Below are 1,213 nucleotides of genomic sequence, written 5' to 3'. Positions count from 1 at the left end.
ACTATCAGTAATTAAAGCAATATTTACTTCTCATACTATCCGTTCAATTGAAGTTTTTAGTGAACATGTTACCAATATCCTTGATGGGTATGATAAGGTTTTTATTCATGACTTCCCTCTTATAAAGTATTGTTCACATATAAGACAAGAAAAGGTTTTCTTTATTTGTGATTCCCAAATTAAGTTAATCAATTCTTATTTGAAAAATGAAAAAAATATAATTAAAGGTTTTATACTAAAATATAAAAAGTTAATTTACAAAAGAATGATTAGTAAATATCATAGAGATTTTGGAAAACTACTATATATATCTGAAGTCGATAAAGAATATGATAAAGGGATTTTTCCATTCCTACAAGAAGTTGATAATATTAATAATGGAGTTAATTTTGAATATTTTACTCCTTCGTCTAGTACTGACTATGAATTTGATATAATTTTTTTAGGTAACTTTTCCTATAGACCAAATTATGAAGCAGCTAGCCATTTAGTAAAGAAAATTGTACCAGAGCTCGTTAAAAATAACCCTGATTTTAGATGTATAATAGTCGGGAAAAATCCATCCAAAAAACTAATGGATAACTCCATGAAAGATAATATTATTTTTACAGGTTTTGTCGAGGATATTAGGATTTATTTAGATAAAGCTAAAGTTTTTGTTTCCCCTCTTTATAGTGGCGCTGGTATGAAAAATAAAATACTTGAAGCAATGGCTATGAATAAACTTATTATTGCTAGTGACATTAGTTATGAAGGCCTAAACTTAAATGAGGATGACTGTTTATTAAGAGCTAACAGTGATAGGGAATTTATCGAAAAAATTGAGAAGGTCTTAATAAATTTTGAAAGTGAATTTATATCCCTTAATAACAGAAAAATTGCTAAAGAAATGTATTCATGGGAAAAACAAGCTGGTGATCTTTTGAAAATCATAAAATGATTGATGAAATATAAAACCTTCCACCACTTTTTATATAAGGGGAAAATATAACTGTGTCAAATAAATTATTCTTAGTTTTGGTTTTTTTATTACCATTTACATTAATGCTTGATCATTTTATTAACTATAGTGTAGGTAATATTAGTTTAATGAACTTTATTTATACAATTTGTTACGGGGTTTTGTTTATCACGACGTTATTAAAAATGTATAATGATAAATTTTCGTATCCTAAGAGTCTTTGGATAATATCATTTTTACTAATATCGTTTT

At 26.1% G+C, this 1,213-nt stretch carries 1 protein-coding gene; it reads left to right on the top strand.

Translation table 11 applies throughout. From position 1 onward, the window contains the following. A partial coding sequence (locus V7137_RS21315) for a glycosyltransferase family 4 protein (protein WP_335699927.1) occupies positions 1 to 940 on the top strand: 940 nt, incomplete at its 5' end. Between the last annotated feature and the right edge of the window lie 273 nt (positions 941 to 1,213).

It is taken from the genome of Neobacillus drentensis (genome assembly GCF_036962765.1).
Classification (GTDB): domain Bacteria; phylum Bacillota; class Bacilli; order Bacillales; family Cytobacillaceae; genus Neobacillus; species Neobacillus drentensis_C.
The sequence above is the reverse complement of the archived record's forward strand: the minus strand, read 5'-3'. Positions and strand labels throughout refer to the sequence as shown.